This window comes from Chryseobacterium sp. YIM B08800, assembly GCF_026163565.1.
Lineage (GTDB): Bacteria > Bacteroidota > Bacteroidia > Flavobacteriales > Weeksellaceae > Chryseobacterium.
The window spans coordinates 37,820-52,215 of sequence record NZ_JAPDKN010000038.1 but is presented as its reverse complement, the minus strand read 5'-3'; the positions used below and the strand labels follow the sequence as shown (position 1 = coordinate 52,215).

General features: G+C 33.7%; 10 protein-coding genes. 3 read left to right on the top strand and 7 right to left on the bottom strand.

Going from position 1 to position 14,396, the window contains the following annotated elements:
- Window positions 1–14 precede the first annotated feature (14 nt).
- Window positions 15–5,708, bottom strand: a complete 5,694-nt coding sequence (locus OEW74_RS14510; protein WP_265429164.1) for a DUF3320 domain-containing protein — start codon at window positions 5,706–5,708, stop codon at window positions 15–17.
- Between the two features lie 128 nt (window positions 5,709–5,836).
- Window positions 5,837–6,283, bottom strand: coding sequence for a PepSY-like domain-containing protein (locus OEW74_RS14505; RefSeq protein WP_265429163.1), 447 nt, complete (start codon window positions 6,281–6,283; stop codon window positions 5,837–5,839).
- Between the two features lie 305 nt (window positions 6,284–6,588).
- On the opposite strand from OEW74_RS14505, the gene OEW74_RS14500 reads away from it, so the two are divergent.
- Window positions 6,589–7,017 carry a cupin domain-containing protein gene (locus OEW74_RS14500; RefSeq protein WP_265429162.1) on the top strand — a complete coding sequence of 143 codons (429 nt, stop codon included), beginning with the start codon at window positions 6,589–6,591 and terminating at the stop codon, window positions 7,015–7,017.
- Between the two features lie 91 nt (window positions 7,018–7,108).
- Here OEW74_RS14500 and OEW74_RS14495 read toward each other — a convergent pair whose 3' ends face one another.
- From OEW74_RS14495 to OEW74_RS14480, 4 genes are all read right to left on the bottom strand, one after another.
- Window positions 7,109–7,918, bottom strand: a complete 810-nt coding sequence (locus tag OEW74_RS14495) for an HAEPLYID family protein (protein WP_265429161.1) — start codon at window positions 7,916–7,918, stop codon at window positions 7,109–7,111.
- Window positions 7,919–8,305: 387 nt separating this feature from the next.
- The gene (locus OEW74_RS14490) at window positions 8,306–9,583 is read right to left on the bottom strand and encodes a sensor histidine kinase (protein WP_265429160.1); all 1,278 of its coding nucleotides are present in this window, start codon (window positions 9,581–9,583) and stop codon (window positions 8,306–8,308) included.
- Complete coding sequence (locus tag OEW74_RS14485; protein WP_265429159.1) at window positions 9,580–10,257, bottom strand: response regulator transcription factor; 678 nt, start codon at window positions 10,255–10,257, stop codon at window positions 9,580–9,582. The genes OEW74_RS14490 and OEW74_RS14485 overlap by 4 nt, the downstream gene beginning before the upstream one ends.
- Window positions 10,258–10,296: 39 nt before the next feature.
- On the bottom strand, window positions 10,297–10,779 hold the full coding sequence (locus tag OEW74_RS14480; RefSeq protein ID WP_265429158.1) for a hypothetical protein: 483 nt from the start codon (window positions 10,777–10,779) through the stop codon (window positions 10,297–10,299).
- Between the two features lie 137 nt (window positions 10,780–10,916).
- On the opposite strand from OEW74_RS14480, the gene OEW74_RS14475 reads away from it, so the two are divergent.
- Both OEW74_RS14475 and pelA read left to right on the top strand, forming a co-directional pair.
- Window positions 10,917–12,095 (top strand): DUF4861 family protein, encoded by a 1,179-nt coding sequence (locus OEW74_RS14475; RefSeq protein WP_265429157.1) that lies wholly within the window; start codon window positions 10,917–10,919, stop codon window positions 12,093–12,095.
- Between the two features lie 8 nt (window positions 12,096–12,103).
- Window positions 12,104–13,126: a pectate lyase gene (pelA, locus tag OEW74_RS14470; protein ID WP_265429156.1), complete on the top strand. Its 1,023-nt coding sequence runs from the start codon at window positions 12,104–12,106 to the stop codon at window positions 13,124–13,126.
- A 62-nt stretch (window positions 13,127–13,188) separates the two neighbouring features.
- Here the strand turns inward: pelA and OEW74_RS14465 are convergent, their stop codons facing one another.
- Window positions 13,189–14,307, bottom strand: coding sequence for a pectate lyase family protein (locus OEW74_RS14465; RefSeq protein ID WP_265429155.1), 1,119 nt, complete (start codon window positions 14,305–14,307; stop codon window positions 13,189–13,191).
- Between the last annotated feature and the right edge of the window lie 89 nt (window positions 14,308–14,396).

Below are 14,396 nucleotides of genomic sequence, written 5' to 3'. Positions count from 1 at the left end.
TTTTTATTTATTCTTTACTTAAAAACAATCCTCCCATCAACTTCTTTTAAAAAAACTTTTCCAATCAAATCTTCCACACAAAATTTCACCACTGCATCAATCTGAGAACCCACTTTTGCAAAACCAAAAGTTTTACAAACCGCACGAATCAATTCATCTTTATTTAAACTCAAACTCGAATGCATCAATTCCATAATAGCAACCGAAATTTCTTCAGGAGCAATCTCATCAATCAGTCTTTTTTCTACAGAATTGTCTCGGTAAACATCAAGATTTTGAGGCTGTAAATTTTCGCTCCAGTAAAATTTCTGATAACTTTCTGTGGTTTGTAAATTCGGGATAGAATTCAAAGTTTCCAAAAGATAGTTGTTCATTTTTGTACCTGCTCTTGAAGTATTCCAAAGCTTAAGGATCTTCCTGAATAAAGCATTCTGACTAATCGGTGATTCGGTATCAATAATCGTTTTAATCTGATTTAGAAGAACGGATTTATTTTCAAAAAGATAAATCGATTCTGAGTTGGCATTAATTTCCGGACTCAATTCTGCTGCAACATAAGGAATCATTTTCGAAGATATTTCAGTTTTCGAAACTTCACTCAGGTAGACTTTCTCAGAAGTTTTTAGTTCAATGATTTCTTCCTTTTTTTCTTTTACCTTAACTTTTATTTTCTCAATTTCAGCCTGAATTTTTTCAATAATTTTTTCTTTGTTTTTAATCCAATCCAGAGTCCAGATTCTGAAAACATTCCAGCCCAAACCTTTCAAAACATTCGGAACAAGCAATTCTCGGTCATTGGTCGTATTGATATTGAAATAATTTTCACTATCCAGCAAAACCGCCATCAGATATTCGCTTTCATTTTCAGGATCAATCACACCGATATCAATTTTATATTCTGAAGTTCCAATATTGGTTTTTATTTTCAGACCGCTTTCCTCCAAATGTTTCGCAATCGAATTCACCATCACTTTCTGCTGATTCTGTGTTGGATTTGAATTGTGATAAATCAAACCTTTTTCAGAAAAATTCAAAAAGTTTTTTAACCCTAAAACACCTTCCGAACTCGTTCTGTTCATATCGATTTGGTCGCCTTTTAAAGAAGAAAAAACTTTCATTTCGTAACGCGCTCTTGTTACGGCAACATTCAATCTTCTCCAACCTCCATCACGGTTGAGCGGACCAAAATTCATCGAAACTTTACCGTCTTCATCAGGACCGTAACCAATCGAAAACAGGATAATATCTCTTTCGTCGCCCTGTACATTTTCAAGATTTTTAATGAAAATAGGCTCTTCAGAATTGATAGCGAATTCTTCCAAATGCGGGTTTTCCTGAAATAATTTCTGCAGTAAATCTTCAATCAGACTTTGTTGAGTCTGGCTGAAAGTCACCACACCAATCGATTTTTTATTTTTATTTTCGAGGTGAATTCTGATGTATTCAATGATTGCTTCAGCTTCATTTTTATTGGTTCTCGTTTTTCCTTTATCGTAAAACCCATCAATAAATTCGAACGTTACTTTTCTGTTTAAATCATCCGGAGACGGGAAAGTAAGAAGTTTATTATCGTAAAAATGAGCGTTTGAGAAAGAAATCAAACTTTCATGCTTGCTTCGGTAATGTCTTAATAAATAATTTGAAGGAATTGAAAGCGCCAAACAATCATCCAAAATACTTTCCAGATCTTCCAATTCAAAATTTTCTTCATCCACTTTTTGGGAAGCAAAAAAGCTTGTCGGTGGCATTTGTTTCGGATCTCCAACAATAATCGCCTGTTTTGCTCTCGCCAAAGCACTTACTGCTTCAGAAGTCGGCAATTGCGAAGCTTCATCGAAGATCACAATGTCAAAATGCTCTTCATTCACATCAAAATACTGAGCTACCGAAATCGGGCTCATCAACATACAAGGTTTCAGCCTCGGAATTAAAGTTGGAATCTGATCAAATAGTTTTCTGATCGACAAACCACGTCCTTTATTTCTAATTGCTTTTTGCAGAATCCCGATTTCTGAACTTTGAACAGCTTCCTGAGAAAAATTCGGAATTCTATCACTGAGTTTCATCGTCAGCTGATTTTTGGTCAGTTCAGTAAATTCTTTGTGAAGATTTTTATATTGTTGGATCTGAGATTCGTAAATATTCGCATCAAAACCATTCAAAGTTCCCGAGCTGTAAATGGTTTTAATAAATAAATTCAGATGAATGATTTTTTCAAATTCAAGCTCAATAGATTCTGTATCGAGCCAGCCTTTTTCAAGGAAATTGATAAACCAGTTTAGGTTTAAGTCTTGTGCTTTTTCCTTTAAAACATTAAAATTGATCCAGTCTTCCAACTGATGAATATTTTGTACAACAGTTTGCAGTTCTGTATCGTTTGGAATTTCATCCACATATTCCAAAAGTTGAATTTCTGCATTATGGAAATCTTTCAAAGTTTCCAGAACTTCAGAAATGTGCTGACTATTATTTTGTTTTGATGAAATATCTTTTAACCATTCCGGGAAATTTGGAATTGAAATTTTTTGTGCTAAATCTTTTGCATTTTCAATGGTTTTTAAATCTTTCTCAATCGCCGAAATATCAAATGAATTTCCATTAAAATAAAGATTCGTAACCGAAGAAAGTGCATTGTAATGCAGATTGTTTAATTGATTTTTAAGTTGCTGATAATTTTCGAGCTTTTCAAAAAGTCCGTCAATCTGCACATCAGATTCTATTCCTGATTTTGCATAACCGTTCAGTTGTTGCTTTACTTTTCTTTGTTTAAACCATTTCGGAATAAACCAGGTATGTTTCGCCTGATTCCACAACAATTTTAATGAGGCGAAATCTACATTTAAAATAGAAGAATTAAAACTTGAAGTAATTTGATTTTCAATTTGTTGAAACTGCGTTTGCTGAGTCATCCAGTTTTTAAATAAATTCAACTGACCTTCATTGAAAACAAGGTCGACCAAACCAGCTTTTACCGGATTTTCTTTTAAATATTCAAGAATTTCAATGCTGTCAGAATTGGAAACTTCATCCAATTTGAACTGGCTTTTTACTTGTTCAGCCGAATTTTTCTTTTCATTAAATTGAGAAATTGCCGAAAGAATCAGATTTTTATTTTCAAACTGATGGCTTGATGTTTTAATTGGTCTTAAAGCATGAAGCGAAGGTTGTCCGATTTTCTGCACAATTGAAGCAAAAGGGATCAACCAGTCTTTCCACTGATTCCAATTGAAAACATCGGCGCTTTCCAAAGGAAAATTGATATGAAAACGTTCATCAGGTTGTACATGATTGGTTTCCAAAAAGGCAATGGTATCAAATAAACTCCAACCGATCGGGAATTTTTTGTGCAATTCATTTACATATTTCCCAAGTTCTTTTCTGCGTTCGTCGAGACGTTTTGCCTCTTCGTGATAATCGGCATTGATTTTATATTTCGGAACTTCAAGTGTTCTTTCAAATTGTTTTAAAACATCCGATTTTTTAGATTTATTAGAATGCAATTCGAGACAAAATGCACCCAAACCAATGTTTTCCAATCGGTGATGAACCACGTCCAAAGCTGCTTTTTTCGCTGCAACAAAAAGTACTTTTTTATCATTCGCCAAAGCATCGGCAATAATGTTGGTAATTGTCTGCGACTTTCCCGTTCCTGGAGGTCCATGAAGAATAAAACTTTTATTGAGATTGGCATTTTTCACTGCATTCAGCTGAGAATTGTCAGTTGAAATTGGCAATACCAATTCTGAAGCTGAAATATTTTCTAAACTTTGAGCGTCATTTTCTACGCTTTCCAAAGTTCCCGTAAGTTTGCCGTCAATCAGACTTTTTACAATCGAACTTTTCTGAATTTCTTCCGAATATTTTGAAATATCCTGCCAAAGGATCAATTTATTAAAGGAAAAAATTCCCAAAACCAATTGTTCCAAAACATCCCAACCTTCAAGATTGAGAACTGCATTTCTGATGATTGCCAAAACTTTCGGAACATCAACGCCCGATTCGTCCATCGGAAGATTTTCGAGACTGTTGATGTTGAGTTTGAATTCCTGTTTTAGATATTCAAGCAAGGTAATGTTGATCATTGTTTCTTCTTCACGGCTTCGAAGCGTAAATTTAGAATTCACAGATCTTCTCAACAGTTCGACCGGAATCAATAAAATCGGAGCCAGTCTTGGAACTTCTTTATTTTTTGGTTCAAACCATTTCAATAACCCGATTCCTAAATACAATGTACTTTTTCCGTTTTCTTCTTCGGCTAATTTTGCACTTCTGTAAAGATTGGTAAGAATATTATCGAGGTCGTTCTGATGATAATACGTTAAAAGTCTGTTGTATTTAAACTCATCTTCCGCCAGTTTGAAAAGCGGTTGCGACTGATGTAAAGGCTCACCGTAAAGATTATATTTTCTGAGAATAGTCTGATTATTGTCGGGAAGAATTGTAAATGATTTTCCGTCGGCTAAACTGTCTTCAAGCACATTAATTTTAGAATCAACCAACTGAAGCATACTTTTGGTAAACCGCAGATTCAGAAGATTATTTCTAAGCGAAAGATCGAGCAGTTTTCTTTCCCAGACTTTCTGTTTGGTGAGATTTGAAAAATCGGTCAGCTCGAGATCATCATATTGTGTTCCCAAATCAAAATATTGATCAAATTTTGCAGAGTTTTGAACAGGTTTTAAATCTTCTGTCAAATTATTTTCATTTTTCAAAAGTGGGAGAGGAGAAACTCCAGCCGATCTTGCATTTTTGATGTCTAATGAAAGCAGAAATTTTGAAGAATCCATCAATTGAGTTTCTGCAGAATTCATTGCATCTTTGAATGAAATGTTGCTTCCTTTGCACAGATTGGTCGATTCAATTAAGGCAATTTCTTTAATTCCGGAGGCAATTCTTTTAGAAATTGCAGCCTGATCAAAATTGACCATTCCATCAAATCTATGATCATCCAACCAAACTCCTACGAAAGCATGACCTTCCGTTACAACAATCAACGGATTTAAATCAATTGCTTCAAGACACGCTGCAAAAAGCAGAGAAATATCGATGCAGTTTCCAAACTTTGTTTCTAAAACCGTGTCTATAAGCCTGATTCTTTGTCCGTTTTTTTCAAAACTTGGTGGCATTGCGCTGTAAATCAGTTCCAGATTTTGGATAGATTTGTAAATGGCCGAAACCATCTGCAAAACTCTTTCCTTGCTTTTGTGCTGATATCCTTCAAACGAAGGCGTAAGTTTATTTCTCGCTAAAATATCGATCGCATCAGCTTTGATTTTGTATAAAGAAGTATTGTTTGAAAGAACATACGAAGCCAAAAGTTGCGGATACGATTGCAATCCGCCAAAATAATCCATCGGGAGAACTTCTATGCTGAAACTTTTTTCGTAAATAGATTCTCCGTCTTTAAAAACCTGAATTTTTATCTGGTCTAAATCTTTTTCCGTAAGCCTTTTCAACAAAGCATTATTAAAAACAAAGTTGAAAAGAGAAATTTTATACAGTGCATTTTGCCTTATTTTATCAATATAGATATCGTATTTTTCAAATAAACCCAAAGATGAGGTAATCTGAAGATTGAGATTTTCAAAATCTTCACTTACTTCTCTGAAAGCAATGCTTTGCAGAAAAGGATATTGGTTTAAACAAAAAGTATAATTGAAATAAGGATTGTGCTGTATCTGTAATTCAAACGGAATAATCTGCTCCATAAATGTTTTTTGTGATTGTCACTCTCTTTTTCGGGAGATAATGCAATTTAAAAATAAAACAGATAATCACAAAACAGTTTAGCTTATAGAAATAGATTTAAGATGAAATATAAATAGCGGGTTAAAAATTAATCTTCTCTCTTCTGCAAAATTCTTCCTTGCGCATCAAAAATTACTTTCCATTCCTGAGAATAATTTTTCAATTCTACGTTGTAAATTACTTTTCCACCCTCTGTAATTTTTTTAATATCATCTGTTCTGTAGCCATTAAATGATCTTTTAATTGAAGCTAAAATCGTTTTTGGAAGATTACTTTTTGAGATTTCTTCTTCATGTCTTACCAGTTTTCCGTCTTTGGAATACAAAACTTTATGGTCATCACCTAAAAGCCCGGTTTCAAATTCTACTTCATAAAGGTTGCCTTTAATTTCCCAGTCGATATCGGCTGCTTTTGGAAATGATTTTTGGAAATGATTTAAAATCACCGAAGGAACTTCGCTCTGATGAATATCCTGCGCTGAAATATTGGTAATACTTAAACCTAAAATGCTGATTGTTAAAATTAAATTTTTCATAATGTAAATATTTATACTGCTAATTTCCGACACGATTCTGGAAACATTTGGGAATAAAACTAAAGTGAATCTAGATTTTTAATCATTAAGATTTATTAAGTTGTTAAGTCGAGTTTAGGAAAATAAGCTTCTTGATAATTTATCTCTCGCTGATTAAGCAGATTAATAAAATCCGTTTTATCAGCAAAATCTGCGAGAGTTAATATTTTATCTTTGATAAAATTCTTGCGCCTTAAAGTTTGAATTGATAAAGAAAATTTTTGCGACTTTGCGTCTAAGCAATTTTTTTCATATCATTACAGAATATGGAAAGATTAAAATTTATTACAGCAATATTGGTTTGTATTCTGTTTCAACAGATTGTAGTCGCTCAAAAAACTAAAGAACCTATCAATTATACCATTGAAAATTGTGTCAACGAATTTGATGTATCGAAAGCTACAAAGACAAAAGTTGGTTATCAATATTATTTTGGAGATAAAAATTTCACGGAAGAAAATACTTTAAAAATGAGTATTGTAGAACCGGGAAAATCTACACATGCTCCCCACCGTCACCCCGAAGAAGAATTTTTCTATATTCTCGAAGGAAAAGCAGCTTTCTATCTTGATGGAAAAACAAAAACAGTCGGTCCAAATACGAGTTTGTATTGTCCGCCAAATTCAGAGCATGGAATCAGCAATGCCGGAACGACTGATTTAAAATATTTGGTTATTAAAAAGGATTTGCGATAATCTCTCGTGCGGATTATTTGCAAAATCTACGAGAGTTTAAACTTGATTTTTTGATAAAATTCTTACGAATTATAAGGCTGAAGTTATAAAATTAAAGTTCATAAACCAATCTGAAAAACGAAGAAATATTTTCTTTATCATGAGAAACAGGAATTCCCGTCACGATTCCTACAGCAAAATGAGAATCAAGCTTAATTTTGACTTGCGGACGAAGCGTTACCAACATTTTTCCGTGACTGATTTCTTTATTGACCTCCATCCCAATAAAATAACCTGAATTGGGTAAAGAATACATCACCGAACTATTGATCTGCCAATCGACCGGAGTGCTATTTTCTCCCATTTGATGCTGAATCATCGGATAGGTGTAAACCAAAGTGTGAATATGAGAACCCCACTTTTTAGCTGCTATAAAAAACGGACTGTACACTAAACCTGTAATAAATTTCCCTTTTCCATAATTTTTGAAATCTGTAAATTCGATAACCTGAGTATATCCTAAAGCTAAAGAAGTCTGAGATTTTTCCGAAACAAAAAAAGTGTACTGCGCAGAAAGTCGGAGCCCGTCTAATCGGTTTCCTGGAATTTGTTCTTTGGTTGCATTGTTTTTAGGACTGAAAAAAGAGAAATCAGTTTCTACTTCTAAACCTAATCTGTTCATCGGTGCAAACTCATATTCGGCTAAATATCCGTTTTCTCTGTAATTTTTTCCACTTGAAAAATCAGCTCCTAAATTAAATTCTTTTTCGCCTTTTCTTGCACCAAGGTCTCTCACCAAATCCTGAAAAATAGGTTCAGCATGAGATACTTTTACAGGTTTAGACTGTGTTTGTGCGAATGCTGAAAAGCATCCTAAAATATTTAAAATTCCTACTGCTAAAATTAGTTTTGTTGTTTTCATACAGCAAATCAACGGTACGAATTGGGAAAATTTTGGGAAGAAATCTGGAAAGAAATGGGAATTTTTTTATAATTAAAAATTAAAAATTAAAAATTAAAAATTAAAAATTAAAAATTAAAAATTAAAAATTAAAAATTAATTTTTTGCTAGCTTTAAATTTATTCTCTCGCAGATTTACAAAGATTTAGCAGATTTAATTGATCTGCGTAATTTGCAAAATCTGCGAGAGCTAAAATACTTTGAGAAATGAAACTTGAATTTTGCTCCGTAGGAGCAAAACCTTTGTAGAAAAGATATTATAAAAAAATGCGCTCCGTAGGAGCGCTATCTTTATAAAAAATGATAAAATTTAAACGAATATTTAGAATAGAAATACTTTATAAAAATCTAAAAATTCACCGAAAATTCATGCATTCCATTTTTAAAATCATAAAAAACTGAAAAATCATACAATTCTACAATGGCTTTTACAATCGCCAATCCCAAACCGCTTCCTGATTGATGTTGCTCAGATTTCTGAAAACGTGTAAATATCTTTTCATGGTTTAAAGAATGATCTGTTCCGGTATTGAGAACACATAATTTTTTAGCCTCAATTTTCACCTCCACTTTTCCGGATTTTATATTGTGGAAAATAGCATTTCGCAATAAATTAGAAACGATAATGTTAATCAATGCGGCATCAGCTTTTACCAAAAGTTCGCTGTTTTCAGAAAAAATGATTTCGACTTCTTTAAACTCAGCAATATCACTAAGATCTTCTATATTTTTTTCAATAATATCATTGACTTTAATTTCGTGATTGTCAAAAAACTGTTTGTTTTCAATTTTTGTAAGCAAAAGAAGCGATTTATTGAGACGAACCAATCTTTCGATAATTTCCATAACCTCGGCAATTTTTTCTGCCTGATTTTCTGTGAAATTTTCTTTTTCAATCAACAGCTCAAGCTTACTGATAGCAATTGCTAAAGGGGTCTGAAGTTCGTGAGAAGCATTTCCGATAAATTCTTTTTGCTGTTCATAACTTTTTTCACTGTATTGTAGTAGCGTAGTCACAGCATCCTGCAAATCACTGAATTCTTTAGTTTTTGTTTCAACATTCGGAAGACTTTTGCTGATTCCTAAACGGTAATTTTTAAGCTCATCAAGAAGTTCATAAAAAGGCTTCCAAAGTCTTTGTAATACAATATTGTTAATCATCAAAATACTGAAAATCAAAAGAACGTATAATCCTGCAGCATCCCAAAGCAATTCTTTTACAAGATCGTCTTCCTCAACCATATTGTTGAAGATCTTAAGTTGATAAAAGCTTCCATTTTGTTCAAAAACAGTAGTTAAAATTCTTACGGGTTCTAATTCCGGAGCTTCGTCGTCGGCATCCTGTGCATAGATTTCAGTGTCTTCATAAGTATCTTTAAAATTAAGAGCTTCTTCTTCACTTATTTTATTAACGGAAAAAAAACCTTCGTCAAAAGTTTTTTGCTGCAAAATCGTAGTATCTTTTTCTGCCTTAAAAACAATCTGTCTTTTATAGTTTTCTAATTCTTCATCTACACTTCCTTTGATTTCATCGAGCATATTGAAATAAAAAATCACTGACCATAAACTTACGATCAGCAAAAGATAGGTCATCAGATGAAGAATAGATTTATTGAGCAGTTTCATTTTTCTATCAATTTGTAACCGATTCCGTAGACTGCTTCGATCTCAATTTCGGCATTCGATTGCTGTAGTTTTTTTCTTAAATTTTTAATCTGATAATAAATAAAATCAAAATTATCTGCCTGATCAATATGATCTCCCCAAACATGTTCTGCCAAAGCTGTTTTGGTTACTAAACGTTTTTTATTAAGCAGAAAAAAATGAAGAATATCAAACTCTTTTCGGTTAAGGGTAATATTTTCCCCATCCACAATAAAAGTTCGTTCCGTAAGATCCAGCTCAATATTGGCAATCTCAATACTGTTTTTACCTTCCTGATTTTTTCTTCGGAGAACAGCTTTTATTCTGGCGTTGAGCTCGGCATTATGAAAAGGTTTGGTTAAATAATCATCGGCTCCGAGTTCCAATCCTGTCAGTTTATCGTCGAGAGAATCTTTTGCTGAAATAATGATCACATTTTCCGATTTTCCCATGTCTTTAAGTTGTTGAAGAAGTTGCAGACCATTTCCGCCCGGAAGCATTATATCCAGTAGAATACAATCGTAAGTGTATAAAGCAATTTTTTCGCTCGCTGAATGATAATTTTCTGCGGTCTCAATAAGAAACTGCTCCTGAATCAAAGAATCATGAATGGATCTTAAAAGTTCTTTTTCATCTTCTACAACAAGGATTTTCATACAACAAAGGTAGATAATGATTCTGGAAAGAGTTGGGAATTACATTTTTTTTGAATTTTCTAAATACAGCTTCAATTCATTTTGTTTCTGCGTTCCAATCAAAACCTTTTTCTCATCATTTAAAATAATTTGCAAACCCTGATTTCCTTTTACATTATAAGCTTTTCCTTTTCCGAAAAGACCTTGTCGCAATCCCCAACCTCCGTATTCTGTTAATGGTGAATATTTTCTGACATAAGCTTTTTTAATATTCCTCCAAGGATAATATCTGAATGTAATTTGAAACGGAAAAAATCGCACAGAAATTCCCTGTGCATCAATCTTGGTTTCTAATCTGATAACAAGAAATAAAATGATGACAAGAGTTGGGATAACAAATGATAAGGCTAATTCAAGGTTAGAAAAATATAGACGTTCCTCAATAAAATTATAAATGGTGTAAATCATTACTGCGGAAAGTAATAACCAAAGCCACCATTGAGTAAATCTTTGCCTTTCGGTAAATTCAAATTTGTTTTCCATGTGTTTGAAGAAAATCTAATTTACAAAATTTTCAGAGATTAAAAATCAATTTTCATCTTTTAAGAAAGTTTTAAGGTGAATAATGATTTGCATTTAGTGATTTATTTTTACTTTTGATAAAATAACATTTCATGTTTATGAATAAAAAAGGAATAATCGGATTAAGTTGTGCAATCGTTTGCATTTGTACAAATTTCATGAATGCACAAACTTTAATTCAGGTTAAAAATACTCAGGATTTTGCTCGAAATGAAATTGTTTCTCTTTCAATTGATCAGCTGAAGGTATTTTTAGGGAAAAACAAGGCAGAAGATTTAAGGATTAAAGATGCTCAAAATAATTATCTTACCATTCAGTGGATTGATAATGATGGAGACGGAAAAAACGATGAGGTTCTTTTTCAGGCAAAAGTAGATGCGAAGAAAACAAATTCTTATAAAATTATTGCTGATCCTAAAACAGCAGTTCCTGAAAGTAAATTAACTACTTATTCAAGATTGGTTCCTGAAAGAGTTGATGATTATACCTGGGAAAACGATAAAATTGCATTCAGAGTTTACGGCCCGAAAGGTCAGGCTGAAGCTTTAGCGGGAGTAAAAGGAAGCACGCTTTCGAGCGGAGTCGATATTTGGTTTAAAAGAACTGAAAAATCAGTTATCAACGAATGGTACAAAGGTTATCTTACAGATCCTATGTATTATCACAGAGATACGAGAGGAGAAGGTTACGATCCTTATCACGTTGGAGACAGCCGTGGAACAGGAGGAATCGGAATCTGGAAAGATGAAAAACTGCAGGTTTCAAAAAATTTCACAAGTTCTAAAACAATTGCTGAAGGTCCGTTGAGAACTATTTTCGAATTGACGTATGCACCGTGGAGCGATTTTGATGTAAAAGAAACGAAACGAATTTCTCTCGATTTGGGTTCTAATTTTTCTAAGTTTGAATCTATTTTTGAAACAGAAAAACAAGTTCCAAATTACACAATTGGAATTACATTACATAAAAATGAAGGCGAATCTAAACTGAATGATAAAAACGGATATTATCTTCACTGGGAAAAAATAGATGATGCTTTTGTTGGTGAAGGAATTGTAGTAAATCCTGAAATTGTAGAAAAATCTGTAGCTTTTAAATCTGAAACGCCGGATCAGAGTAATCTGTTGGTGGTTACAAAACCACAGAAAAAACTGACGTATTATGCGGGTTTTGCATGGCAGAAAAGCGGACAGATCCAAACTCAGAAAGATTGGGAAAACATTTTGCAGAAGCAATCTAAAATAGTTGCCAATCCATTACTAATTACCGTTAAATAAATTTAAAAATGATTAAATCAAAACTTTCAGTTGCTGTTTTTTGTTTGGCATTTTCAGGGATTTCGGCGCAGGTAAAAGATACTTTGGCGGAAAAAATGATGATCTATCAGCTTCCAAACGGTGGTTGGGGAAAACATAGGAGCGATAAAAAAAATGTAGACTATACTCAAAAAATAGATACTCAGCTTTTAAAAATAATTAAAGCAGGAAATAATGATCTTGCAACAATCGACAACAATGCAACGTCGAAAGAGATCAATGGATTGATAAAAGCATACAGTACAACAAAAAATCCTGCATATCTGAAATCTGCTGAAAAAGGAATCGAATATTTGCTGTCGATGCAATATCAGAATGGTGGTTTTCCACAGTATTTCCCAAACTCTGCGATTTATAGGAAGCAGGTGACCTACAATGATAATGCAATGATTAACGTTTTAACGGTTTTATATAATATTTCTGAAGGCAAAGAAGGTTTTGATGCCGTAAATTATCAGTTGAAAGATAAGTCGAAAGCGGCTTTGCAAAAGGGAATTGCCTGTATTTTGAAAACTCAGGTTCTGCAAAACGGAAAATTGTCAATCTGGGCTGATCAGTACAACGAAGTTACTTTAAAACCGGAAAAAGCAAGAGCTTTTGAACCGATGTCATTGGCAAGTGGAGAATCGGTAAACATTGTGAAGTTTCTAATGATGCAACCTTTAACTCCGGAGATTGAAAAATCAATTAAATCGGCAATACAATGGTTTAAAGAAAGTAAAATCGACGGCTATACTTACAATGTTTCCAGAGATGGTGGAAATGCTGTACGTGTTTTATCTAAAAAAGAAGGTTCGGCGGTTTGGGCAAGATTTTATGATATTCCGACCAATAAACCAATTTTTGGTGACCGTGACGGAAGCGTAAAATTCAATTATGAAGAAGTTTCTGAAGAGCGTAGAATGGGGTACAGTTGGTACAACGAAGCCGGAACCAAGCTGATTGAAAATGATTTTCCGAAATGGCTGAAAAAGAATAAAATTTCCGAATAAAAACAAAATCCTGATGCACAAAACATCAGGATTTTTTCATTAATAAAAGTACTATTTAGAACTTAGTAGCTCTCACAGATATTTCCTGATAAAGTGGCTCCTGCATTAGCAGTAACATCAGATTTTACTGAAGAAAGCGACAAAGTAGGAATAGAATATGGTGGGGTAAATGCAGTTCCACTTCCTGTTTTATTACCCGTAACATTCGTAAATGTATTGTTTGAAGTAACGGTTACCGCAGTATATCCGCTCATTAAATTGATAGGTTCTTTTACATTTTCAAATACATTTCCATCTACACGAATATTTGCCTGAACTCCCGCTGCAATACATTTGTTGCTCACAGAACTGTTAAAATAACTGTTTAGGATATGGATTTTACCAAATCTTACCCTTGGCATACGCTCTCTGCATCCCGGAGCCCACCAGCAACGTACAAAAGTTACATTTAGTTTTCCTGCATCGGCTGTTGCACCGTCGCTGGAACCAATTAAATTAGAAAATCTGTGATCATCAGTTCCACCAGAACCACCCGCTTTTGGAGTTTTTAAATAATGGAATTTGGTATAAGAAACCGTAATATAATCTGATTTGTTTTTGATGTCGAAGTTTCCATCTACACCATCTCTGAATTCGCAGTGGTCAATCCAGACATTTCGGCAATCATCCAGAATGGCATTATCCCAACCATCGGTGTCGTAAGCTCCCGGACCTTCAAAAATCAGGTTTCTAACGATAATATTGTTACATCTTTTAATGTTGATAATTCCAGAACCGTCTTTGGTCTGATTGGTTGAAACAAGTTTTGCACCGCTTATTCCGTAGATTGTTTTTCCGGTTTGATCCTGAAGAGATAATCGGGTGGTGATGGTGATAGTTCCTGTAACTTTGATGACCTTCACGGCAGTGTTCTCAATTGCCGATTTTAGCTGAGCGTAAGTTGTTACGGTAGTTTCAGCAGCAGTTCCGCCTCCTGTGGTTCCGCCATTCTGAGAAGCCCATCCCGGAGCAACACAGTTCGCAAGAGGAACGACGGTTTTCGCTGCAAATGCATTTTCAATACTGTTTTGATTAGGATTTTCAGAGAACTCACTTTTGATGTCGTCATGTCTACATCCGATTAATGCAAAAGCTGTACTGAGAGCAACTATAGATATAGTTGCCTTGAAATTGATTTTCATAGTTAAAAGTTTTGTTTATTTAGTGGTGTAAAATTATAAATATTTATTTAAAAACCAAATTTATTGATTAAAAAATATCCATAAATATT

Bases quoted from the DNA above. Each gene is read 5' to 3' on its own strand.
- OEW74_RS14510 (WP_265429164.1), bottom strand. From the start codon at position 5,708: ATGGAGCAGATTATTCCGTTTGAATTACAGATACAGCACAATCCTTAT.
- OEW74_RS14505 (WP_265429163.1), bottom strand. From the start codon at position 6,283: ATGAAAAATTTAATTTTAACAATCAGCATTTTAGGTTTAAGTATTACC.
- OEW74_RS14500 (WP_265429162.1), top strand. From the start codon at position 6,589: ATGGAAAGATTAAAATTTATTACAGCAATATTGGTTTGTATTCTGTTT.
- OEW74_RS14495 (WP_265429161.1), bottom strand. From the start codon at position 7,918: ATGAAAACAACAAAACTAATTTTAGCAGTAGGAATTTTAAATATTTTA.
- OEW74_RS14490 (WP_265429160.1), bottom strand. From the start codon at position 9,583: ATGAAACTGCTCAATAAATCTATTCTTCATCTGATGACCTATCTTTTG.
- OEW74_RS14485 (WP_265429159.1), bottom strand. From the start codon at position 10,257: ATGAAAATCCTTGTTGTAGAAGATGAAAAAGAACTTTTAAGATCCATT.
- OEW74_RS14480 (WP_265429158.1), bottom strand. From the start codon at position 10,779: ATGGAAAACAAATTTGAATTTACCGAAAGGCAAAGATTTACTCAATGG.
- OEW74_RS14475 (WP_265429157.1), top strand. From the start codon at position 10,917: ATGAATAAAAAAGGAATAATCGGATTAAGTTGTGCAATCGTTTGCATT.
- pelA (WP_265429156.1), top strand. From the start codon at position 12,104: ATGATTAAATCAAAACTTTCAGTTGCTGTTTTTTGTTTGGCATTTTCA.
- OEW74_RS14465 (WP_265429155.1), bottom strand. From the start codon at position 14,307: ATGAAAATCAATTTCAAGGCAACTATATCTATAGTTGCTCTCAGTACA.